Source organism: Ruminococcus sp. (assembly GCF_017650195.1).
In the GTDB taxonomy this organism is placed as follows: domain Bacteria; phylum Bacillota; class Clostridia; order Oscillospirales; family Ruminococcaceae; genus Ruminococcus.
In genome coordinates, this window is record NZ_JAGCFH010000154.1 from 1 (window position 1) to 22,521 (window position 22,521).

A 22,521-nucleotide genomic window follows, 5' to 3' on the forward strand; every position below is an offset into this window, starting at 1 on the left:
AGCTTAAAAACCTTAAAAACGACGTTACTATCTGCGGATATCTGCTGAACACATCAGCTTCTGACTATGCTGTGGACAAGCTATGCGCCGAGTACGGCGTTCACTTCTACAGCGAAAACGGTGACCTTGCGGAGCTCCTTTCGCTCCGAGGACTTATTGCAAAGCTTCGTACCGAGATAGAGTCCGAGGGCATGACAGAACTCCTTGAAAAGGTTGAGCTGCCTCGTACTGAGGTGCTTGCCTCAATGGAGGACGCAGGCGTTCTTATAGACAAGAAGGGTGTTGAGGACTTCGGCGTGTCACTTTCAGAAATGACAGAGGAAACTCAGCAGATGATATACGACGAGGCAGGTCATGAGTTCAATATATCTTCGCCGAAGCAGCTGGGAACGGTCCTCTTTGAGGAAATGGGACTGCCTGCAAAGAAGAAGACAAAGAGCGGATATTCCACAAATGCAGAGGTGCTGGAAGAGCTGAGAAACTATGCTCCGATAGTTGACAACGTGCTGAAATACAGGCAGTATACAAAGCTGAATTCCACCTATGTTGTGGGGCTTCTTGACAAGATAGCTCCCGACGGACGTATCCATACATGGTTCAGACAGACCGAGACAAGAACAGGACGTATTAGCTCTACGGAGCCGAATATGCAGAATATTCCTGTCCGCACCGAGCTAGGCGCACAAATGAGAAAGTTTTTCACCGCTGGCGAGGGAAAGGTGCTTATTGACGCAGATTACAGCCAGATAGAGCTGAGAGTTATGGCTCATCTCTGCGGCGACGAGAATATGACTGAAGCATTTACCTCCGGTGAGGATATACACACCTCGACTGCGGCTCAGGTATTCGATATGCCTCTGTTCATGGTCACTCCCGAGATGAGAAGTGCCGCAAAGGCTGTAAACTTTGGTATAATTTACGGCATAGGTGCCTTCTCTCTTGCAAAGGACATCGGTACTTCCGTTGCCAAGGCAAAGAAGTACATTGCAGACTATCTTGCAAAGTATCCAAAGGTAAACGAGTTTATGGAGAATACGGTGGACAGCGCCTTCAGGGACGGCTATGTTACCACTATGTTCGGCAGAAAGCGCCGTATACCAGAGCTTTCCTCGTCAAACAAGGTGTTGCAGGCGGCCGGAAAGCGTATTGCAATGAATACTCCCGTGCAGGGAACGGCAGCAGACCTTATCAAGATAGCAATGATAAACGTTTACAACCGTCTCAAAGTGGAAAAGCTCAATGCTAAGCTGATATTGCAGGTTCACGACGAGCTTATAATTGAGTCGGATACAGCTTGTGCGGACAGGTGCGCGGAGCTTCTTAAGGAGGAAATGCAGGGCGTTTATGATATGAAGGTTCCCCTTGCAGTTGATGTTCATACAGGGCATTCGTGGTATGACGCTAAGGGCTAATGTGTAATTAGTGAATAGTATGGGCGACGAAACGTTGCCAATGTATGGCTTGTGCAATAATATAAAAACATGTAGGGGCGCATATTATGCGCTAGCAAATAATAATATACATTGATAAGGTGAGAACCGATGAATAATTCTCAATTCTCAATTCTCAATTCTCAATTAAGCTACGAGGATCTTTCCAATCTTGACAAGCTTTGTATCGGAGTGGACGGCTGGTCTGCAGAGGACTTCCGCTCGGAAGCTGAAAAAGACGGCGGCATAGTTCTTGCGGCATACTGCGGCGAGGAGCTGGCAGGTCTTATAGCTGGCTTTACAGCCGCAGATACGGGAGAGATACTCACCGTAGCGACTGCTCCTAAGTACCGCAGACAGGGTGCGGCGAAAATACTTATGGAAGCCTTCCTTGATGCCGTACCGGACGGGGTGGAAACTATAGCCCTTGAAGTAAGGCAGTCAAACACCCCTGCTATTGCTTTGTACGAATGCTTTGGATTTGAAATGGCAGGAGTGCGGAAAAGGTTTTACCGTGAACCTGTTGAGGACGCTAATGTAATGGTGCTTAATCGTAGAGGTGCACAGTGTGCGCCCGTTAATGCATAATGCGTAATTGTAGGGGCGACGTACTGTCACTCTCAAAAACATATATAAACGGCAAATGCCGTACTAATAAATGAAAGAAGATAAAGTATGCTTATACTCGGAATAGAAAGCTCCTGCGACGAGACCGCCGCAAGCGTTGTAAAGGACTGCCGGACTATACTCTCCTCAGTCGTATCTACACAGATAGAAGAGCATAGAAAGTACGGCGGAGTAGTGCCGGAGATAGCTTCACGGAGGCACTGTGAGAATATCCTCGGGGTTGTAAGTCAGGCTCTTGACGAGGCCCAGGTGAAGCTCTCAGACCTCGACGGCATAGCTGTTACTTACGCACCCGGACTTATCGGAGCTCTCCTTGTGGGAGTGAGCTTTGCCAAGGCTCTGGCCATGTCATCGGGGAAGCCGCTCATACCTGTACATCACATAGCAGGTCATATTGCAACGAACTACCTGACCTTTCCCAACCTTGAACCGCCTTATCTCTGTCTTGTGGCAAGTGGAGGTCACAGTCATATAATAGAGGTTCTCAGCTATACTGATTTCCATGTAGTAGGAAGAACTCACGATGACGCGGCAGGAGAGTGTTTTGACAAATGCGCAAGGGCTATGGGGTTTCCGTATCCCGGCGGAGTACATATTGACAATGCCGCTCAGACGGGCGACAGGAACGCATTCAGGCTGCCTCACCCGGCTGTTTCTGGAAGCGAGTTTGATTTCAGCTTCTCCGGACTTAAGACCAATGTTATAAACCTTCTCCACAACGCGGAGCAGAAGGGGAAAGACATAAACAGGAACGATCTTGCGGCAAGTCTTCAGGCGACTATCGCTGAGATACTCACAGACAAGACTATTCGAGCTGCCGAAGCTCTCGGCTATAGAAAGGTGGCTCTTGCAGGTGGCGTTTCCGCCAATACGGGAGTGCGTGCTGCACTGTCGGGAGCCTGTGCAAAGCGTGATTTTGAGTTTTATATGCCCGAGAAAAAGCTCTGCGGCGACAACGGCGCTATGATAGCCTGTCAGGGAAGCTACAACCTCCTTGCTGGTATTACTGCCGACGAGAGCCTTAACGCTGTGGCAACTCTGTCTATGGACGACCTCAGTAAAAAGTAAGATGAAAGCTGCACTTAATAGTGCGGCTTTTTTGTATATGTGCGTTTATTTCCGGACATAATAGCACTGAGGTGAAAAGTATGAAAGAAAGGGGACTGCTGTCATCCCTTGATGGCAGTATAGCCGAGATACGTCGTATCTCCGGGGACTCCTCTGATGTGTTGATAAACCGCTTTGTGACGGGCGGTATACACTGCGCCCTGCTCTGCTGCGAGGGTATGGCATCAGCGTCGGTCATAACTGAGCTAATATTTGAACCAATAACGGGTATAGAAAAAAAGAACAGCCCCGAAGAGCTATTTCATTATATATCTGAGGAGCTGCTTTTATCCACAGACCGTCCAGAGGTTAATGACTACGATACACTGTTCAGGCTTATGAACTCAGGCTTTGTCGTGCTACTGGCAGAGGGCATGGAAAGCGGTCTTGCATTCGGGGTTCAGGGTTATGCTTCAAGAGGTGTGCAGGAGCCCTCCGGAGAGGGCAATATCATGGGGGCTCATGAGGGTTTTACGGAAACAATACGTGTGAATATGTCACAGATACGTAGAAGATTGAAAAGTCCGGAGCTGGTCATGGAACTTTTCACAAAGGGAAGCAGAAGCCATACGGATATGTGCCTATGCTATATGAAGGACCGCGTCCCAGAGGCGCTCGTGTGTAAGATAAAAAGCTCCCTTGAAGGCATGGAGATGGAAGCGGTGCTTACAACGGGATATATCCGCCCTTTTGTCGAGAATGACAGCTTTGAGCTCTTCGATTCTACCGGCACTACTGAGCGGCCTGATGTGCTCTGCTCGAAACTGATTGAGGGCAGAGCGGCAATATTCGTTGACGGAGTACCTTATGCGGTAGTGGTACCCCGGCTTTTCTGCGAGAGTTTTCAGACTCTTGACGATTATGCCTTTAAGCCCTATTACAGCACCTTCATACGCTGGCTGAAATATCTTGCCTTCCTTGCGGCTGTGCTTCTGCCTTCTTTCTATGTTGCGATAGTCATGTACCATCCGGAACTGCTCAACAGTACACTTTTCATGCTCCTTGTGGAAGCCGAGAAAAAAGCTCCGCTGTCCATAGTTTCTGAGGCAGTCTTCGTGCTGCTGATGTATGAGATCATACGTGAGGCTGGAGTGCGTCTGCCGAAGCCAGTAGGGGGAGCGGTAAGTATAATAAGCGGACTTATCATAGGCGATGCGGCTGTGAATTCCGGACTTGTCAGCACGCCTCTTCTAACCATGACGGCTCTTGCAGTGCTTGGCGGACTGGTAGTACCAGATCTAAATCAACAAATAACAGTGCTGCGCTTCGCTTTTATCATAGCAGGCGGCGTTCTCGGACTTTTTGGAATTAGCCTGCTTGCCTGCACGGTGCTGATGAATATATGCGCTACCGAGGGCTACGGTTTCCCCTATACTGTGCCGCTGTCCCCGTTCAGAGCGTCCGGAATGGGGGATACGGCTGTGCGAAGTGGTATGAGGAAAATGCAGAGCCGGGGCTTTACAGTGGAGGAATATCATGAATAGCATATCAAAGTATCAGCTTGCGGCTCTCCTCCTTATAACCGACACATTCTGCCTTTTCTGTATAAGTGGAAGCATATCTCTTGTCACTCTCCACGGTATGCTCTCGGCAACTTCTTTAGGTTTCCTCATGTCTCTTGTATTCACTGCTCACGGCAGTATCACTTCAAGGGCGCAGAGAGTATTGTTCCTTGTGTATACAGTGTTCTGCGGTGGTACTCTGTTTTCGTCACTGTGGCGGACAAGGAACGCTATATATATCCCTTATGAGGAGGAGCTCGGAGTGTGGGGGAGACTGCTCACGGCAGGTCTCATAGCTATTGTGTGCATTTACGGTTCCTCAACAGGGATAAGGGCTGTGTCGAGGGCTGCGGTGATAGCTGCTGCGGCAGGGGCAATATGTATAGTAATCGACTTTGGAAGCGCGGTATTTTCTGCAGACTGGGAAAACGTTAGCCGTCCCGAGGACAGGAGCTTTGTTTACGAGTTTGTCAGAGGTTTTGCTTTTAATGGAGGTATAGGAAGCTTTTTCGTGCTCAATGAAAAAGTGAATGGCTACCGTAGCAGTGCGGCAGCGGTATATTTTGGGGCAAAGGCTGTTCTCACTGCTCTTGTGCTTCTGACTGTACTTCCTGTGGCAGGCGGTATCATGAGTATTACTGGATTTCCTGTAATAATGGCTGCACAGCTCTCTCAGCCATTTGATGCACAGCGCATAGACTCCCTTTTTCTTGTGGTATTTTCAGTGTTTGCTGTCTTTGCAGTGACATTACAGGCAATGACGGCTACTTATCTGTTGAAGGAGCTCTTTCCGAGATTCTGCCGCTGGAGAAGCAGCACTGTAATGGTGCTGATGATAGGCACGGCTCTGCTCATATCAGGGCGTGAGCTGATATTGCTCCGAGGAGTGGCATCGGCTGGTATAATGGTATATACTGCTATGAGGGCAACAAAATATCCGCTGCATAAGTCAGCGGATAAATGATGTCTTTATTTAATTTTCTGCCGCAGCTGCCTGAAAAACTCAGACAGTATATCTGCACATTCCTTTTCCATTACTCCTCCAGTAACCTCGGGGCGGTAATTGTAGGGAAGCTCGAACATTTTCTGGACTGATACGGCCGAGCCGCTTTTTAGGTCGTAGGCTCCGAAGATAACGTTGTCGATACGGGAATTGATTATAGCTCCGCAGCACATAGGACAAGGTTCAAGGGTGACATATATGGCACATTCAGGGAGCCTCCAGCCGCCGAGCTTGCGGCAGGCGTTATCGATAGCTATTAGCTCTGCATGGGCAAGAGCATTTTTTGCTCCCTCACGCATATTCCTGCCTTCGCCGACTATCTCGCCGGTAGTCTTCTTTACAACAACGGCTCCAACTGGTACCTCACCCTCGCAAAAAGCTTCCTGTGCAAGCTCAAGAGCACGCCGCATATATTTTTCCATTGAAACTCCTAAAAAATGATTTTTATTGCTGCTGCAAGTATACAGAAGCATATATCAGCTGATACTGGGAATGTTCTGAAGGCTGTTATGAGACGCTCCTTCAGGGACAGTTCAGAGCTGAATACAGCTATCCTGTGAACATTGCTTGATCTTCTTGCAAGATACAGAAGCACAGCTCCTGCCGCACCTATCATGAATACTATGAGTATGAAACCGTTTCGCATAAGGTGCAGGGAGTCTGTGGTATCAGCCTCGATAAGGACGAGCGCAAGGCGGTACATCTTGAATATAGCCTGCACGAATATTGCCGTGAATATCGAGCCGCTCCTCAGCATACCTAAAGAAGCCACGGCTGATATAAGGAGTGCAGCCGGCATTTCGCGGAAGTCCTGAACGAGAATACCTGACATTACTGATGTGACTATAATCGCAAATATGTCGCCGAACTGCCTGAGAGCTCCGAATATGGCTCCTCTGAAAAACAGCTCTGAAAGTATGGACAATATGATTATGTCAAATATGGTATATATAACGAACTGCTCCTGATCCCATACAGAGGCGTCCGCGTTTATATCACGGAAATAATTGAAGATATCCCTAGTCCTGTTGGTGTAGATATTAGGGAGACTGGTTATTGCGCTTACAGCAAGGCCCATGAATATGGCTCCGAACATTTCGGAGGCATGATTAAGGGTAGTCATGAGCTCCAAGCGCTTGGGCATTTTCAGCTTGAGCCGCAGATAGAAGGCAGGCACCCAAAGCTTGAAGAGCGAAACAAGGATAAGCGCCGTTACTATTTCGGTGCTGCCACCTGATATTGCAGTACTGACGAAGGAAGTATGGATATCGAAGCCGATGAAATCAAAAACAGCAACAGCCACGCGGCTGAGCAGGTTGTCGATAACTATCCATAAAAACATTGCTATGCCGGCAGTGTTCATTATCTTTCCGATACTCTCCTGCTCGGCGACAGGGAACGATTTATTTTCAAAGCCTTTTCCTTCAACGAAAATGCTTTCCTTGCGGTTGCGTATGAAGTTAAAGGCGTAGGGGTTATCTATTTTTCTCCGCCATGTTATAAAGGTTTCATTATATGCTTCATTCTGGGTAGAATAGTCGAACTGTTCAACAACATCTATTACAGCATCATCTGAGGTGTCTGAGAATTTCATTGACTCACCTCCTACAATTTCTCAATTTATATAATAGCATATTTCAGGGGAAACAATGTAGATTTTTTAGTGTATTTATATGAATAAATAGTTAATCTGATAATTGATTAAACTTGGAGGACGCATGAAAAAAACAATGATACTTGCAGCTTTATCGCTTTTTTCAGCACTGCTGACTGGCTGTTCGGCAGGAAGGATACAGGAGCGTAGTTACTTACGGGCTCTTGCGATTAACAGGGAATCCGGAAAAGAGCTTACCTTCGCGTTTTATGCAGAAGACCAGACGGTCACCACGGATGGTGAGAGCTTGACCTCAGCAAGAAACAGTGCCGGACTTAAAAACGGTAAGGAAATATTTACCGGATATACCGAGCTGATTATAGTTGATGGAGTAGACTGCAGGGAGCCGCTGACGGAAATGCTGAACAGCTGGAAAGTATCACCCTCATGTAGAGTGGTATACAGCAGAGACGGTAGGGAGCTTCTTGAAAGTGTTGGTGCGGAGAAGCTGATAGGCATAACGGAGCAGGCAGTAAAGCAGGGGATAGCACCGGAATGTGATATAATCACGATCCTAGGTGAGCTGTGCGGATATGGCTCTGCTGAAGCGGCAGAGCTTTATCCCGACGGTACTGCCGGCAGACATATCATAACTTAATTCTGGTGTCGTACAACGCCGTATTCGTCGTCGAGGCGATAGTAGGGGCAGGAGTAGTTCGTGCCCTGTAAGAAACGGTACATCTCATCCTCGTCAAGATTGATCATACAGGTGTAGCAGTCGTATTCGTCGTCATAGACGTAGTTCGTGCAGGTCTCGCAGTTGGTAGCTTTTTTCTTTTCCATATTGTCTCCTTCCATAAATTATGATTTATTATATCACATTTTATGAAAAATATCAATCGCAAGGGACTATTGACAAAAATATAACAACGTGCGCTTTTTTATATATCATAACAACGGTTTACAGCTCCTTTTTGTACATTTTTAAGCGTATAGAGCAATAAATGCAATAACTTTAGGTAATATTGCTATTCCTAAAAAATACCGTAAAGGACTATTGACACATTGACAAAAAATAGATATAATAGTATTAGAGGAACGTTTGGCTTTTGCCTGACGCTCTGTTTTTTGCGATATTTTCGCATAATTATCAGATAATCTTTTTAGGAGGTATTATAAAATGTCATTGACAAAAAATCCCAACGTATTAAAGTGGGTTGACGAGATGATAGCTCTCTGCCAGCCTGATAAGGTAGTATGGATCGACGGCTCAAAAGAGCAGATCGACTCACTTATCGAGGAAGTTACTTCACTTCCCGATGATAGCTGGGACAAAATGTATAAGCTCAATCCCGAGAAGTATCCGAATTGTCTGTATCACAGAACACGTGCTAACGATGTTGCCCGTGTTGAGGACAGAACATTTATCTGCTCAAAGGAAAAGAAGGGCGCAGGTCCTACAAACAACTGGATGGCTCCTGACGAGATGAAGGCTCTCCTCACACCTATGTATAAGGGAGTTATGAAGGGAAGAACAATGTATGTTATCCCTTACTCAATGGGTCCTATCGGTTCTCCTCTTGCTAAGGTAGGCGTTGAGGTAACTGATTCTATCTACGTTGTCCTTAATATGAACATCATGACACGTATGGGCAAGCAGGCTTTCGAGAACCTCGGTGATACCTCCGATGATTTCGTAAGAGGTCTCCACTCAAAGGCTGACGTTGATCCCGAGAAGAGATACATCGTTCAGTTCCCTGAGGAGAATACTATCTGGTCTATCAACTCTGCCTACGGTGGAAACGTTCTCCTTGGCAAGAAGTGCTTCGCACTTCGTATTGCTTCATTCCAGGGCAAAAACGAGGCTTGGATGGCTGAACACATGCTTATCCTTGGCCTTAAGAAGCCCAACGGAGAGGTTAAATATATCACGGCTGCTTTCCCGTCAGCCTGCGGTAAGACAAACCTTGCAATGCTTATTCCGCCAGAGGGATATAAGAAGGACGGCTATGAGGTATTCACAGTCGGTGACGATATCGCTTGGATGAAGCCCGGCAAGGATGGCAGACTTTATGCTATCAATCCTGAGAATGGCTTCTTCGGCGTTGCTCCCGGTACAAACGCAAAGTCAAATTACAATGCTCTTGCTTGTACAAAGAACGGTGCCATCTTCACAAACGTTGCTCTTGACAACAGCGACAACACTGTATGGTGGGAGAAGCTCAATGAGAATCCGCCTAAGGATGCTACAGAGTGGACAGGTATCAAGTGCGACGGTGAGGCTTGGACAGCTGAGGGCAAGAAGCTTGCTCACCCCAATTCAAGATTCACAGCTCCTGCTCAGAATTGCCCATGCATCTCTCCTGAGTTCAACAATCCTGAGGGTGTTCCTGTATCTGCTATTATATTCGGCGGCAGACGTGCATCAACAGCTCCTCTCGTATATCAGTCATTTGACTGGACACATGGTACATATATCGGATCAGCTGTATCTTCTGAGACAACAGCTGCTGCAACAGGCGCTGTAGGTGTACTTCGTCATGATCCTATGGCGATGAAGCCCTTCATTGGCTACAATGTAGGTGACTACTGGGCACACTGGCTCGAAATGGGTGCAAGACTTGGTAGCAAGGCTCCCAAGATATTCAATGTAAACTGGTTCAGAACTGATGACCAGGGTAACTTCCTCTGGCCCGGCTACGGCGAGAACATGAGAGTTCTTGACTGGATCATCAAGAGAGTTGACGGCGAAGTTGACGCTGTTGAGACTCCTATCGGATATCTCCCCAAGCCTGAGGATATCAACCTCCAGGGCATCGAGGACGAGGTAACACCTTCTGCACTCCAGCAGCTTCTCACAGTTAATAAGGACGAGTGGAAGAAGGAGATTGCTGAGATGAGAAGATATTATGACGAGGACATCAAGGCTAAGGGCGGTAATATCCCACAGGCACTTTATGATGAGCTTGACATGATTGAAGCAAATCTCAACAAGTAATCTTTGATACAAGGAACTTGTAAATATAAAGGCTGTCGTTTTGCGGCAGCCTTTTGTAGTATCAAACAGGGGAATTATATGTTCATTTTATACTTGTGTATTACTATAGTTCTTGCACTTTTTATGGCGTATATGATACTGTGGTATAAGCGGAAAAAGGATTTATCGTCACTTACATCTGAGACAGATGGGGAGATAGTAAAGGTCGTGAAACGGGATTATAAAGATCCTGATAGCGGAGATAATAAGACTGCCTGCACTCTGAAAGTTGCTTACTCTGTTAACGGCAGACAGTATAAAACTTCGATGCAAACAAACGAAGAATGTGGAAGCTATCAAGAAGGACAGTCGGTGACTGTTATGTATGATAAAAACGACCCGCGTCATTCATATATCAAAGACGATAAACAGCCGCAACTTGTTTGGCGGAATTATATGATCAGTTCAGTAATTCTCTTTACGGCATTTTTGATTGTTTTTATATTAACCATGCCGTTAACACTTGATTTTTCAAGTGCGCAGAAAGAACGGTTCAATTTTGTTGTGCACATATTTTTCTTTTTGTTTGCTATAGCAGGACTCATCGTTTATCCTCGAACAAAGGAATATAAAAAGAAGCGGGAAAACGGCATATCAGCAAGGAAAGAACTTGTAACATTTATATTAATTATAGGCAAAACCGGATTTGATTTGATATGGGATATAATCGAAATGCTGATAAAACAATAAGAGCATGAAATTGCTCCCCGGAAGGGGAGCTTTTTCAGTCGTTGGTATGTTCAAAAAGGTCACCGGGCTGACATTCGAGAGCCTCGCATATAGCGTTCATGGTCTCGAAGCGTATGCCTTTCATTTTGCCGGTTTTCAGGTTGGAAAGGTTGACGTTGGTCATACCCACCCGTTCGGCAAGTTCGTTCAGCGACATCTTGCGGTCAGCCATCATCTTGTCAAGTCTGATTATTATTGCCATGACACACCGCCTTTACGCTATCAGGTCGTTGTCTTCCTGAAGGCCAAGACCATATACGAAAACCTCGGATATTATGCCGATTATGACGCCTAATGCGATCAAAAGGATATTCTGCATATCAAAAGATAAGGACATCGCGAATTGGCTGCCGTCTAAAGGTATAGTCGAACAGGATGGTATAAGACCGCCTGCAAACAGAATAACTGCCATAATGCGGAGCTTTGTTATTATCTTCTTTGAAAAGGGCTTTCCTGTCTTGCGAATTTCAAGTAGTATCAGTGCGAGAAGTCCCAGTTCGACAAATATCACAAGAGAGCATAGACTATTGGTCAGGTACTCCTTCGTTTTCGTATTGCCTGCAAAGCATATAAACTGCCATACAGCAGCTCCGAGAGCGACAAAGCAGAGGATACAGCTCAGCACAGTGTCAGCAAAGGTTCGTTTTTTCAGTTTTTCAGATATCATTTTATTCATGACCACATCTCCTTTTTTTAAAGTGCCACTTTAAGTTTTTAAAGTTTTTATCAGCTGATGATTGCATTATAACATTAAAATTAAAGTGTGTCAATAACTTTTTAAAGTGTTGCTTTAAATATGTTGGAGATGCACAAGTCATAAAACGAAATTGATCTGCTGATGTACAATTTTAACAATAGTATTACTTGACAAAGTCGTAATGTAAACGCGATTAAATACCTTACTGAGCATTATATGATGTGGATTGTCTGAGTTATCAGCGCAAGTTCGTTTATTATATGAGGCAGGAGGTGATTAAGACAAATTTCACGAAAATTTGGACAAATAACAGGAAATCACAGAAAAGGACTTGCATTTCCTTCCGTAAACTGCTATTATTATAAAGCATTGTGTTTTGAAAGGAAAGATAAAATGGAGAAGTTCATCAAGTGGTGCGTTTCGATACTTCCGGATCGACTGCAAAAAATATACTATAAATATGAAGAAAAATGGCTTTACCTCGTTTTTGGAGGACTTACTACCGTAATCTCTATGGTAACCAAACTACTGCTTTTTTGGCTCGTCCCCGGCGAACCAAAGTGGGAAAGCACAGCAGGTGTGGTATTTTCGTGGATATGCGCGGTGACATTCGCTTTCTTCACGAATAAAAAGTATGTTTTCAGGAACGAGACCAAGGGCGCGAAGGAGTTCTGGAAAGTTTTCACTTCGTTTTATGGTGCAAGACTTGCAACTCTCGGTATGGAAGAAGCTATATTTCTCATATTCTGCGATTGGCTTGGCGTAAACAAGACATTTATCACTTTTGCTAGCCAGGTCTTTATTTTCGTTGCAAACTATGTACTCAGCAAGGTCTTTGTATTCAAAAACAAGGAAAAAGCTTCTGCGGAGCAAAACAATGACTGATACTTTAAAAATAGGAAATGTTTCCATAGAACGGACAGCTGCCCTTGCACCAATGGCGGGAGTTGCCGGCCGCGCATACAGGCTTATGTGCAAGAAGTACGGAGCCGCATATGTTGTGAGCGAAATGGTTTCCGCAAAGGGTATATGTTACAGCGACCGTAAGACGGCAGAGTTGTGTACGGTCACAGACGAGGAGCGTCCAATGGCGGTTCAACTCTTCGGCAGTGAACCTGATTTTATGGCGGAAGCTGTAGGGATAGTTCTTGGCTACCGCCCTGATATAATAGATATCAATATGGGGTGTCCTGTGCCTAAGGTAGTCGGTACAGGAGCCGGTTCCGCGCTTATGAAGAATATTGGGCTTGCAGCTGCCGTTACTGAAGCGGCGGTGAAGGCGGCTGGTGATATACCTGTTACTGTGAAGATACGCAGCGGCTGGAGCGCAGATACTGTCAACGCTCCAGAAATGGCTAAGGCTCTCGAAGCAGCAGGAGCTTCGGCTATAGCTGTACATGGGCGCACAAGGGATATGTTTTACAGCGGCGAATCGGATATGAACGTCGTAAAAGCCGTAAAGGAAGCGGTAAAGATCCCTGTCATCGGAAACGGCGATATAACAGACTACCGTTCCTGTTCGGAAATGTATGAGCGGACAGGCTGCGATCTTGTTATGATAGGACGGGGGAGCTACGGCAATCCCTTTATTTTTCGTGAAATAGCAGCAAATCTCCGCGGCGAGACTTACGAGCCGCCCTCTCTTGAGAAGAAAATGCGCGTAATGCTCGAGCATATAAGACTTATTCTTGAACTCAGCGAAAAGTGCGAGGAGCTTGCGATGCATGAGGCGCGTAAGCACGCAGCATGGTATATGAACGGATACTACGGCTCTGCGAAGTTCAGAGGACGTTGCTATCAGCTTTCGTCATACAATGAAGCTGAAGCTCTGGCAGCAGAATTTATAGAGCTCCAGAAAAGCAGAGGACTAAACAATGCGTAGAAAAATCATATACATTATGGAGAAAAATAGTAACTTTTGTCGAGATGCACAAATTGCGAACAAAAATTTCGTATGAATAACCAAATTTTAGGCTATAATAAAAATGAAAGCTGAAATGTGCCGTAAAATAGAGGATTCTGGCAAAGATTTAATCTTTTGCAGAATAAAACACCTTGTAAACTCATTTAAGTTTGATACAATTTGTAATTGCCAAATCGAAAAATATGTGATATAATATGAAATGAAAAGTGGTATATTTGTGGCGTTTTTATACTGCTTTTGCAAAAGGAGACCTTTATGAAACTAAGAAAAGGACGTGCAGCCGGTGCATTGGCGGTTCTCATCGCACTGGTGGCAGGCGGTATAGGCTGCGGCAATATTGTCGGAAAGCTTGACAGCGGTCAGCAGTCCGTATCCGAAACAACGACAACTACGGTTCCAGAGGAAACTACCGAGGAACTTACAACGCTTCCGCCTGACAAGGTCGTTCATGTAACGGCAGCAGGCGACAATTTGATACATCATTCGGTCATGGTCAATGCTCGCGAGTTAGCGGGAGGGTACGGCTACGACTTCAAACCCTTGTATTCTGAGGTCAAGTACCTAATCGAGGGTGCTGATCTTGCCATACTGAATCAGGAAACAGTAATTTCCGAAAGCAATGAGCCAAGAGGAGCCGAAGGAGGAGTCCTTATCTTCAATTCTCCACCGGAGGTAGCTGACGCAGTTATCGACCTAGGCTTCGACGTGTTCACAATGGCTAATAACCACTTGCTCGATATGGGTACTGACGGTCTTGAGGAATCCATTAACTTCTGGAACAGGAAGGCGGCGGAAAAAGACCTCACAGTCCTCGGTGCTTATCTTAACGAGGAGGACGCAAATCGTATACGCACACGCGAGGTGAATGGCGTCAAGATCGCTTTTCTTGCCTACGCGCACCATATAAACGGCTTTGAAAGCCTGCTTAACGATGTTCCACTCAGAGTCATCATGAACGAAGAGGAGGACGTCATCGAGCGCCAAATCAAGGAAGCCAAGCAAATGGCAGATGTTGTCATAGTGTCCGCTCACTGGGGACAGGACGATACTACTGTCGTCACCGAGGACAGGATCGAGCTTGCAAATAAAATGGTGAACTGGGGGGCTGATGTGATACTCGGCTGTCACACTCATACCGCAGAGACTATGGAATGGATCGAGCGAGATGACGGAACGAAGGGCTTCGTTTACTACTCTATGGGCAATTTTATATGCGCTCAGACAGATAACTTCAACGTCGTGGGAGAACTCCCCGACTTTGATATAGTAATTGACGGAGAGACCAACGAGCTTAGGCTTGAAAACGTGGGTTGCATACCCACGATCATTCATTATGAGGGCGGTTTCTCCAATATGAAGGTCTATCCATACAGCAAATATTCACCAGAACTTGCAGAGCGTCACGGTCTTCCTTATGCGGTGCCTCAGGGTACTTATACGGACTTTGGCTGGGACGTTATAAACAGCATAATTGAGGAGCAAATTCCTGCTGAATTTCGCAAGCTTAACAAATAATTTGATAAATTCATTTTTCGTTCAGAAAGAGCCTCGAAATGGCTTTTTTGTGAAATTTTTTCATTGTGCAAACCGACAAAAATAGGTTTTGCAGTTTATGTAAAATACCAAAAACGATATGAACCTATTTACTTTTTTTTAGACCTGATATATAATGAAATCATGAATAAATATAGATATGGGATTAAGTATCTCATCACGGCAGTGTGATGCGTCTTGTGACAAAACCACTGCGTGCAGAGCGCGTTTCAGTCGCAGGCTGACGGCAGAGGGGAGCTTCGGAGCGGCGTGGACAAACGCCGGATCTGAACAGGATCCGCCGAAATGCAGCTTTGACAGCTTAAGCCTCGTCTGTATGACTGGTAGCGGCATGAGCCGCCCGCTTGGCACACTTTCATTCGTATATCGGTGAATACGGTTTTGCAGAGAGGGCGGAAGACAATGTCCGCTGCTAAAAGACACGATATAATAAGGGGCAACCGTTCCTTTGTTATATAACATTATTGAAGAAGGAGGAAAAAATAATGAAGACAAAAAAGGTAGTCGTCGGAGCTTTGGCTGCGATGCTTTCACTTTCAGTCTGCTCACTTGCACCTGTTGCAGCTGCTGGCGAAACAGTGCAGATATCCGTTGGCAAAACAAGCGCAGAGGCAGGTGCAGCTTTCTCGGTGGATGTATCGTTAGCTGATATTCCATCTTCCGGTATCCAGGCACTTGACTTTGCTGTAACTTATGACAGCAAGGTGCTCACAATCGAATCTGTTGAACAGGGAGCTCTCATAAACAAGAGCGCAGAGTCCGCTGATCAGTCAGCATCACTCTCACCTCTCTTTGAAAGCTCAATCAACAAGTCAGAGGGCTATGTGAGCATGATCTGGTCTACTTCTACTGATGACGCTTCGTACTGGCTCAAGGGCGACGGCGTATTCTGTACTATCAAGGGTACTGTTGTAAGCGGTGCAGCAAGCGGTACAGAATCAGCACTCAAGATCGTTCCTATCGATCGTGAGACATATGCAGGTTCAGGCTCCTCAAACGGAGACATCGGCTGTGGCTATGAGAAGGACGGAAAGCCTGTCAAAATCGCAACAGCGGTTTCTAACGGCAGCGTAACAGTAGGATCTATCGTTACTACTACAACAACGACTCAGCCGCCTACGAGCAAGATCGTTCGCGGAGACGCTAACTGTGACGGTACGATAGACATGGGAGATGCAGTTCTCATCATGCAGAGCCTCGCTAACCCGAATAAGTATGGTTTGGATGGTACAGACTCCAAGCACATCACTTCACAGGGACAGCTCAACGGCGATGTTGATGAAGACGTAGCGGGTCTTACATCAAATGATGCTCTTAAGATCCAGAAGTTCCTGCTCAAGCTCATTTCTGAGCTCTGATCCGAGATTATCTGATTTGTCCCCCTTACAAAGGAATACAAACCCAATTTATGTTTTATTAATAGGCGTAAAAACCTAAAGAAAGGAATTATTACAAATGAAAAAGTTAATTTCTGCAGTCACATCACTGTGTATGGCTGCATCACTGGTAAGCACGGTAGTTCCTGCTTCAGTAGGCGCTGCTGACGCTTCCAAGGGCTTTGCTATTAAAACATATGACATCAGCAAGCCAGCTTCAGCTGATGCTCAGTCCTCCATAACAATTAATAAGAAGGATATTCCTGCTGGCGGTTATGTTCTTCCTTCGGCAGTTTACTATTCGGAAGGCGTTGATAATTCAACTGATTCACTTCTCGTATCTGTAACAACAGACTCAAAGGATATCTCATTCAAGCTTTATGATCCTACAGAGTCATATACATCTGACGAGAAGGAATATACAATCAAGGGTTCAACTTTCAAGTGTGATAACTATATCTCATTTGCAGGTAATTACAATAAGCTGGACGGTTATTCAGCAGCTGGTCTCTATGTATTCGGTGTAGATTCATCCCAGACCGCAGCTGGTACTGACAACTACTATATCGGATGCTCATGGATGAGTAACGGTGAGGATTATGCTTGGGCTGGCGATAAGTCTGATTCATATCCTTTCTATGTATTTGATACAGTTATTCCCCAGAACATCGCAGCTGGTACTTACACACTCAAGTTCTGTGAGTACAACACAGATGCTTCAGGAAAGAACAACAACCCCTCACCTATGGTTGAAGGCGAGAAGACAAGATTCACTACAGAGGGCAAGAATCTTAAACTTGAGACAATGACAATCAAGGTTACAGAGGACGGCGGCGACGTTGCTGGAACAACTACAACAACAACTGCTCCTCAGCCTACAACAACATCAACAACATCAACAACAGTTGGTGGTCAGACATCAAACGCTGACATCAGCTTTGCTTTCGTTGATGAGAACGGTAAGTCTACAGTTGAAGCAAAGGCTGGCGACGAGATCACAGTTTTTGCTAACGTAACAGCTGGCGGCAAGCCCGTATCAGCTATGGACGTTCAGTTCAAGGCTTCAGAGCAGATTAAGATCACAGCTATCGGCGGTAAGTCAGCTGCTCTCGGCAACAAGAAGGTTTCTTCAAACCTTGATGAGTATCGTGCAAACTTCACATCAACAGGTACAGACGGTGAGCCTCTCGTTCCTGAGGATGGCAAGGCTGCATTCACACTCGTTGCTACAATCCCTGAAGGCACAGCAAACGGAACATACACAGTAGGTTTCGACAGCCAGTGCAAGGTATTCAAGGACAGCACAAAGTTCAATTATGAGACAGCATTCACACCTCTTACAATTAAAGTTGGTGACGGCGGCGATGTTGTTGTTGATCCTCCTATAACAACTACAACTACAACTGCTCCTCAGCCTACAACAACTACAACAACTGTAACAGACGGCGGTCAGTCTTCAAATGCAGACATCAAGTTTACATTTGCAGATGAGAATGGCGCAAGCAAGGTTACAGCAAAGGCTGGCGATGAGATCACAGTTTATGCAAACGTAGTAGCAGACGGCAAGCCTGTATCAGCTATGGACGTACAGTTCAAGGCTTCAGAGCAGATCAAGATCACTGCTATTGGCGGCAAGACAACTGCTCTCGGCAACAAGAAGGTTTCTACAAACCTCGACGAGTACCGTGCAAACTTCACATCAACAGGTACAGACGGTGAGCCTCTCGTTCCTACAGATGGCAAGGCTGCATTCACACTCGTTGTTACAATCCCTGAAGGCACAGCAAACGGAACATACACAGTAGGTTTCGACAGCCAGTGCAAGGTATTCAAGGACAGCACAAAGTTCAATTATGAGACATCATTTGTTCCGCTCGAGATCACAGTTGGTGATGTAGTAACAACAACTACAACAACTACAACAGTTATAACTACAACTACAACTGTTACATCTACAGAGGAAGGCAAGACAACTACAACAACTACAACTACAACTCCTCCTGCAGAGGGCGACAAGCTCACTCCTGTATGGGGTGACGCTAACTGCGACGGCGCTGTAGACGTTTGTGACGTTGTTCTCGTACTCACATACCTCAACGACAACACAATCGATTACTTCACAGCTCAGGGTAAGGTTAACGCTGACGTTAACGCTCCTCAGGCTAAGGAAGGCGCAGTAGATCCTAAGGGCGTTAAGATTGATGCTGACGACCAGGAGACACTCGTTAAGTTCTGCCTCAAGTACATCGACAAGCTCCCCGTTTGAGAACAGTATAAGAACGTACTAATTTAATAAGAGCGTAATGCTCGGAAAGGAAATGCACTGATGAAGAAACTGCTTTCTGCAGTTACATCCGTTGCCATGAGCGTATCGCTCATGGCAGGTGCATTTGCTTCGTCAGTTAGTGCTGCCGGTAGTATATCTGCCGAGCAGCCTAACATTAGTATGGGCGAAGTACTGGATGTTTCTGCTAAGACATTCGCTGCAGACGGAACAGTTGAATGGAAGATCCCGACAGTAACAGCAGCACCCGGCCAGACGGTCACAATGCCAATTGTTGCACTGGGTTCAAGCCTTGAGGTTTCAGGCGGACAGTTTACAATCAAAGCTGCCGCGCCGATTAAGTTCGATTCAATCGTAACAGGTAATGCATACGGTTACAATATTGCTTCCAATGCAGACGAAAATACATTTCTTTTTAGTGGTGTAAAGGGTAAGATAGCTGCAGAGAATTCTGTAGTTGGTACTCTTAAATTCACTATCCCCGCAGACTGTGCGGAGGGTAAATACGACGTAAAGTGGTCTGAGGGTACAGCAAGTGCTCCCAAGGGCGTAAATGTAACAGACAAGGTAAAATTCACAGATGGTGCTATCAATGTCAAGAAGGACGCTGAAGAAGGTACAATCGAGTGGGTACTCGACGATGTTACAGCTGAGCCTGGTGAGAAGGTTACTCTTAAGGCTTACGTAAATAATACTGAAGGTTCCGCAATCGGAGTTGCAGGCGGTCAGTTCGTTATCAACGCTGATTCACCCCTCAAGTTCGATTCCGTTAAGGGCGGCGGAGCTTATGACGCTGAGATAGAGGTTAACAAAGAGGGCGCTCAGCCTGCATTCCTCTTCTCCAAGTTCGCTAAGGACGGCGTTGTTGCAGCCGATAAGGCTGAGATTATGACACTTACTTATGTTGTTCCTACAGATTGTGCTGAGGGCAAGTATAATGTTAAGTGGGCAGAGCAGACTGTAAGTAACGGAAAGGCTAAGAATATTACTTCAAAGGTAACATTCAAGGATGGTTCTATCACAGTCAAGAAGGCTTCTGCTGATGGCAAGATCAAGTGGGTACTCGGAAACGAAACAGCAGCTCCTGGAGATACAGTAGAGCTCAGTGCAGTTGTTGATTCAGCTGACGCAGCAGTAGCTATCGCAGGCGCACAGTTTGCTATCGCTTCTGAGACTGACAGCATCAAGCTTTCATCCTATTCTGAGAAATCAGAGGCTTATGATGCAGCTATAAGCGCTAATATCGGCAAGGGTATCCTTATGTTCGGTAAGCCCGGTACAGCAGCTGTAGCAGCAGCAGATGGCAAAACAGTTGTAAAGCTCAGCTTCAAGGTTGACGACAACTGCAAGGAAGGCACATACAAGATAAAGTGGGCTGATCAGAGCATCAGTAACGCATTATCTGAGAATATCACTTCAAAGGTACAGTTCGTTGACGGTTCTATCACTGTAGCTTCAAACGCTCAGAAGGCAATCACATGGGACATCGAAGATGTAACAGTAGAGCCCGGTACTAAGAGTGCTGCTTTGAAGGTAACCGTTAAGGGAACTTCTGACCTCGCTATTGCAGGCGGTCAGTTTGGTATCTCAGCTAAGTCTCCTATAACTCTTAATAAGATCGAGGGTACTCCTTACGGCGCAGAGCTCTCAAAGAACGCTGAGCAGAATGTTTACCTCTTTGCTAAGACAACAGGTAAGGCAGAGGCTGATGGTACAGTTATCATGACACTTACATTCGATATTCCCGAAAACTGTGCAGCAGGTACATATGCTGTAGAGTGGAAGGATACCACAGTAAGTGCTGAAAAGGGTGTTAACGTAACTTCAAAGGTAAAGTTTGAGAATGGTTCTATCACTATTGGTGGAACTACAACAAGCTCTACAACTTCAGTTACAACCACTTCTACAACAACAAACGACGGTAATCCTACAACAACTACAACTCTGTCCGGCGAGTCAAATAATACCGAAACAACTACAACAACTGAGCCCATTGTTATTCCTGAGGATAAGGCAATAGCATGGATCGTTGGTAATGCTGCGGGTTATGCCGGCGATGAGGTAACTATCAAGGTTACTGTTTATGATCCTAACAAGAGCGCACTCGCTATCAGCGGTGCAATGTTTGATATGGCATCAGGCGACGGTGCTAAGCTTACAGACGTAAGCGAAGTAACTGCTTACTCCAACGGCAAGGTATTAAAGAGCGATGACAAGATCAGAATCATGTTCTTTGATAACAAGGGTGAAAGACACTCTGCTGCTGACGGAGCAACAGTAGTTGAACTCAAGTATACGATCGATAAGGACGCTAAGCCAGGTACAGTTATACCTGTTGAGATCAAGGATCTCTCAGCTTCAGGCGAAAAGTCAGAGAATATTGCTTCCAAGATCTTCACAGTGAAGGGCAGCATTACAGTTCTGACACCTACAACATCGACAACTACTACATCTTCAACTACTACAACAACAAGTTCAAGCACATCGACTGAAACTAAGCCCACAACAACAAGTTCTTCGACAAGCTCATCGACTGACACTAAGCCTACAACTACAAGCACATCGACGAGCACATCGACAGATACTACAACAACAAGTTCTTCGACAAGCTCAACAACGAGCACATCGACAGATACTACAACAACAAGTTCTTCGACAAGCTCAACAACGAGCACATCGACAGATACTAATACTTCCACAACAACAACTACTACAAGCACATCAACAGGCACATCTACCACAACAGTTACTCTGTACTCCACAACCTCCACAAGCGAGGGCTGGGTTAAGGCTTATGCTACTATTTCTACAGAAGCAGGCTTCTATTTCAGCCACGATGACGGAGCAAAGGAGAACAGCGGTTTCCAGGCTGGTCAGGTAAAGGCCCTCAGCATTGTAGACGTTTATGAGGATGGAAGAGAAGTAGTAAGAAAGAATATTGATCTTTCACTGGTGAATTACCATGGTGCAACTCCTGAGGAGGTTTACAACTCTACAGAGCATGGCACTGAAACTGAAGTTGAGCTGTCAGACTTTGAGTATCAGGTTCCGGCATTCTACGGTGATCTGGCACTTGTTGACAAGACAGGCGATGCACTTACTATTACTGCTTATATCGGTGTTAAGGGTGATATCACTCTTAGCAACATTGTAGATGCAAATGACTGTTCAATCGCTCTGCAATACTACTCATTCCTTTCAGTAAACGGAAATGTTCCTTCCGGATATAGCATTGGTACACATAATAAGAACGGTCTTAAAGTACCTTCCGGAATGGAGGAGCTCTTTGAGAACTTCGCAGCATTCCTCGGTGATGTAACCGAAAACGAATGGGATGCAGGTAACTGGTCTACACTGAAGGCAGTAAGAGAGATAAGTGCTGTTGACGCTTCACAGATTCTTGCGTTCTACGCACAGAGATCGTCATCGTCTTATAACGATTATACTAGCAGACAGCTTTGGGAAAGCATTCAGAAGAAATCAGCAAGCGAATTTACTGGTTCATAATCTAAAAAAGCAGGTCGAAAGACCTGCTTTTTTTTACATAAAATACCGATTGACATAGTATGCACGTAATGCTATAATAGGGATGCTGAAGCTAAAAAAAATAACGGAAATTGCGATAAATAATACTAAAAGTTCAATTGTTCGAAAATA

General features: G+C 45.6%; 20 protein-coding genes. 14 read left to right on the top strand and 6 right to left on the bottom strand.

What is annotated here, in order from left to right:
- From J6U00_RS06895 to J6U00_RS06915, 5 genes are all read left to right on the top strand, one after another.
- Window positions 1-1,412: DNA polymerase (locus J6U00_RS06895; RefSeq protein ID WP_296580461.1), on the top strand; the 1,412-nt coding region annotated here is incomplete at its 5' end.
- 129 nt (window positions 1,413-1,541) lie between these two features.
- Window positions 1,542-2,018: a ribosomal protein S18-alanine N-acetyltransferase gene (gene rimI / locus J6U00_RS06900; RefSeq protein WP_296580463.1), complete on the top strand. Its 477-nt coding sequence runs from the start codon at window positions 1,542-1,544 to the stop codon at window positions 2,016-2,018.
- 87 nt (window positions 2,019-2,105) lie between these two features.
- The gene (gene tsaD, locus J6U00_RS06905; protein ID WP_296580464.1) at window positions 2,106-3,125 is read left to right on the top strand and encodes a tRNA (adenosine(37)-N6)-threonylcarbamoyltransferase complex transferase subunit TsaD; all 1,020 of its coding nucleotides are present in this window, start codon (window positions 2,106-2,108) and stop codon (window positions 3,123-3,125) included.
- An 80-nt stretch (window positions 3,126-3,205) separates the two neighbouring features.
- Window positions 3,206-4,648 (top strand): spore germination protein, encoded by a 1,443-nt coding sequence (locus J6U00_RS06910; RefSeq protein WP_296580466.1) that lies wholly within the window; start codon window positions 3,206-3,208, stop codon window positions 4,646-4,648.
- Window positions 4,641-5,630: a hypothetical protein gene (locus J6U00_RS06915; RefSeq protein WP_296580468.1), complete on the top strand. Its 990-nt coding sequence runs from the start codon at window positions 4,641-4,643 to the stop codon at window positions 5,628-5,630. The genes J6U00_RS06910 and J6U00_RS06915 overlap by 8 nt, the downstream gene beginning before the upstream one ends.
- A gap of 5 nt (window positions 5,631-5,635) precedes the next feature.
- Here J6U00_RS06915 and J6U00_RS06920 read toward each other — a convergent pair whose 3' ends face one another.
- The gene (locus J6U00_RS06920; RefSeq protein ID WP_296580470.1) at window positions 5,636-6,091 is read right to left on the bottom strand and encodes a nucleoside deaminase; all 456 of its coding nucleotides are present in this window, start codon (window positions 6,089-6,091) and stop codon (window positions 5,636-5,638) included.
- A gap of 8 nt (window positions 6,092-6,099) precedes the next feature.
- Window positions 6,100-7,263: a CPBP family intramembrane glutamic endopeptidase gene (locus J6U00_RS06925; protein ID WP_296580472.1), complete on the bottom strand. Its 1,164-nt coding sequence runs from the start codon at window positions 7,261-7,263 to the stop codon at window positions 6,100-6,102.
- Window positions 7,264-7,387: 124 nt separating this feature from the next.
- On the opposite strand from J6U00_RS06925, the gene J6U00_RS06930 reads away from it, so the two are divergent.
- On the top strand, window positions 7,388-7,921 hold the full coding sequence (locus J6U00_RS06930; RefSeq protein ID WP_296580473.1) for a hypothetical protein: 534 nt from the start codon (window positions 7,388-7,390) through the stop codon (window positions 7,919-7,921).
- Here the strand turns inward: J6U00_RS06930 and J6U00_RS06935 are convergent.
- Window positions 7,918-8,106, bottom strand: a complete 189-nt coding sequence (locus tag J6U00_RS06935; protein WP_296580474.1) for a DUF6472 family protein — start codon at window positions 8,104-8,106, stop codon at window positions 7,918-7,920. The two genes, J6U00_RS06930 and J6U00_RS06935, sit on opposite strands and share 4 nt — an antisense overlap.
- Before the next feature lie 337 nt (window positions 8,107-8,443).
- Here J6U00_RS06935 and J6U00_RS06940 point away from each other — a divergent pair, with 337 nt between their 5' ends.
- Together J6U00_RS06940 and J6U00_RS06945 are read left to right on the top strand one after the other, a co-directional pair.
- Entirely contained in the window at window positions 8,444-10,261 is a 1,818-nt protein-coding gene (locus J6U00_RS06940) for a phosphoenolpyruvate carboxykinase (GTP) (protein WP_296580475.1), read from the top strand.
- 78 nt (window positions 10,262-10,339) lie between these two features.
- Complete coding sequence (locus J6U00_RS06945) at window positions 10,340-10,990, top strand: DUF3592 domain-containing protein (RefSeq protein ID WP_296580476.1); 651 nt, start codon at window positions 10,340-10,342, stop codon at window positions 10,988-10,990.
- 34 nt (window positions 10,991-11,024) lie between these two features.
- Here the strand turns inward: J6U00_RS06945 and J6U00_RS06950 are convergent, their stop codons facing one another.
- Window positions 11,025-11,231: a helix-turn-helix transcriptional regulator gene (locus tag J6U00_RS06950; RefSeq protein WP_296580478.1), complete on the bottom strand. Its 207-nt coding sequence runs from the start codon at window positions 11,229-11,231 to the stop codon at window positions 11,025-11,027.
- Between the two features lie 12 nt (window positions 11,232-11,243).
- Window positions 11,244-11,705, bottom strand: a complete 462-nt coding sequence (locus tag J6U00_RS06955) for a DUF2975 domain-containing protein (RefSeq protein WP_296580479.1) — start codon at window positions 11,703-11,705, stop codon at window positions 11,244-11,246.
- 414 nt (window positions 11,706-12,119) lie between these two features.
- Here J6U00_RS06955 and J6U00_RS06960 point away from each other — a divergent pair, with 414 nt between their 5' ends.
- The 3 genes from J6U00_RS06960 (at window position 12,120) to J6U00_RS06970 (ending at window position 15,165) form a co-directional block, all read left to right on the top strand.
- A complete protein-coding gene (locus J6U00_RS06960) occupies window positions 12,120-12,611 on the top strand; it encodes a GtrA family protein (RefSeq protein WP_296580480.1) in 492 nt (163 codons plus the stop codon).
- Window positions 12,604-13,608: a tRNA dihydrouridine synthase DusB gene (gene dusB, locus J6U00_RS06965; protein WP_296580482.1), complete on the top strand. Its 1,005-nt coding sequence runs from the start codon at window positions 12,604-12,606 to the stop codon at window positions 13,606-13,608. The genes J6U00_RS06960 and dusB overlap by 8 nt, the downstream gene beginning before the upstream one ends.
- Before the next feature lie 297 nt (window positions 13,609-13,905).
- Window positions 13,906-15,165 carry a CapA family protein gene (locus J6U00_RS06970; protein WP_296580483.1) on the top strand — a complete coding sequence of 420 codons (1,260 nt, stop codon included), beginning with the start codon at window positions 13,906-13,908 and terminating at the stop codon, window positions 15,163-15,165.
- Between the two features lie 138 nt (window positions 15,166-15,303).
- Here the strand turns inward: J6U00_RS06970 and J6U00_RS06975 are convergent, their stop codons facing one another.
- Complete coding sequence (locus J6U00_RS06975; RefSeq protein ID WP_296580485.1) at window positions 15,304-15,537, bottom strand: hypothetical protein; 234 nt, start codon at window positions 15,535-15,537, stop codon at window positions 15,304-15,306.
- 152 nt (window positions 15,538-15,689) lie between these two features.
- On the opposite strand from J6U00_RS06975, the gene J6U00_RS06980 reads away from it, so the two are divergent.
- From J6U00_RS06980 to J6U00_RS06990, 3 genes are all read left to right on the top strand, one after another.
- Window positions 15,690-16,562 (top strand): cohesin domain-containing protein, encoded by an 873-nt coding sequence (locus J6U00_RS06980; protein WP_296580487.1) that lies wholly within the window; start codon window positions 15,690-15,692, stop codon window positions 16,560-16,562.
- A 97-nt stretch (window positions 16,563-16,659) separates the two neighbouring features.
- Window positions 16,660-18,846 carry a hypothetical protein gene (locus J6U00_RS06985; protein WP_296580488.1) on the top strand — a complete coding sequence of 729 codons (2,187 nt, stop codon included), beginning with the start codon at window positions 16,660-16,662 and terminating at the stop codon, window positions 18,844-18,846.
- 60 nt (window positions 18,847-18,906) lie between these two features.
- A complete protein-coding gene (locus J6U00_RS06990) occupies window positions 18,907-22,371 on the top strand; it encodes a cohesin domain-containing protein (protein WP_296580491.1) in 3,465 nt (1,154 codons plus the stop codon).
- The last annotated feature ends 150 nt before the right edge of the window (window positions 22,372-22,521 follow it).